This is a genomic window from Gordonia amarae NBRC 15530, assembly GCF_000241345.1.
Lineage (GTDB): Bacteria > Actinomycetota > Actinomycetes > Mycobacteriales > Mycobacteriaceae > Gordonia > Gordonia amarae.
On sequence record NZ_BAED01000049.1, the window covers coordinates 1 to 1,428 of the forward strand.

Annotated in this window: 1 protein-coding gene; it reads left to right on the forward strand. The window is 63.4% G+C overall.

Annotated features, from left to right (window positions below; all coding sequences use genetic code 11):
* Positions 1-91 precede the first annotated feature (91 nt).
* Complete coding sequence (locus tag GOAMR_RS13925) at positions 92-1,390, forward strand: IS256 family transposase (protein WP_373278775.1); 1,299 nt, start codon at positions 92-94, stop codon at positions 1,388-1,390.
* Positions 1,391-1,428 lie beyond the last annotated feature (38 nt).

Genomic DNA, 1,428 nt, shown 5'->3' on the forward strand with positions numbered 1-1,428 from the left:
GGGGACTGTCGTGAAAACGGTGTAAGTGGCCCAACCCGCCCCGGTGTGTCTGGGGCAGGAGGGTCGCATGATGACCGACACTCTGGTGGCTATGGAGCCATCTGATGAACACAGCAACGACGAGGCCGTGACAGTTCCTGCTGGTCGTGAGGTCGACGAGCTGGAGGTGGCCAGGGAACTGGTCCGGCAGGCCCGCGAGGCCGGGGTCAGCCTGACCGGCCCGGGTGGCCTGCTCAAGGCCATGACGAAAACCGTCCTGGAAACCGCACTCGATGAGGAGATGTCCGAGCATCTGGGCTACGACAAGCACGATCAGCGAGGCCGCAGAAGTGGGAACTCTCGCAACGGAACACGCTCGAAGACCGTGCTCACTGACGCGTGCGGGGCGGTGCAGATCGAGGTGCCACGGGATCGGGCGGGCACGTTCGAACCGCAGATCGTTAAAAAACGCCAACGCCGGCTCACTGACGTCGACGAGGTCGTGCTCTCGCTGTATGCGCGTGGGTTGACCACCGGCGAGATCAGCGCCCACTTCGCCGACATCTACGGCGCTGCGGTGTCCAAGGACACCATCAGCCGCATCACCGACCGGGTGCTGGAGGAGATGACCGGCTGGCATAGCCGGCCGTTGGAGCGGGTGTACGCGGCGGTGTTCATCGACGCCATCCACGTCAAGATCCGTGACGGGCAAGTCGGGCCCCGACCGATCTACGCCGCGATCGGGGTCGATCTGTCCGGCCATCGTGATGTGCTGGGCATGTGGGCCGGTGAAGGTGAGGGCGAGTCGGCCAAGTACTGGCTGGCGGTGCTCACCGAACTCAAGAACCGGGGCGTGGTAGATATCTTCTTCCTGGTCTGCGATGGACTCAAGGGCCTGCCGCAGTCAGTGGCAGCGGCGTTCCCCGACACCGTGGTGCAGACCTGTGTCATCCATCTGATTCGGGGTACGTTCCGTTACGCCGGACGCCAGCATCGTGATGCGATCGCCAAAGCGATCAAACCGATCTACACCGCCCCGACCGCAGCCGCGGCCGGCGAGGCTTTGGACGCCTTTGATGCCGAGTGGGGGCACCGGTATCCGGCCGCTATCGGGTTGTGGCGCAACGCTTGGCAGGAGTTCATTCCGTTTCTGGACTACGACGTTGAGGTCCGTAAGGTGATCTGCTCAACGAACGCGATCGAGTCGCTCAATGCCCGTTACCGGCGGGCGGTCCGGGCTCGTGGGCATTTCCCGAACGAGCAATCAGCGCTAAAGTGCCTGTACCTGGTGACCCGGTCGCTGGACCCGACCGGGACCGGGCAGAAACGATGGACGATGCGGTGGAAACCAGCACTGAACGCATTTGCCATCACCTTCGCCGACCGCATGCCGGCAGGCGAGGACAACTAACCGAACACGCCACTTACACCGTTAATCTGACAGTCCCC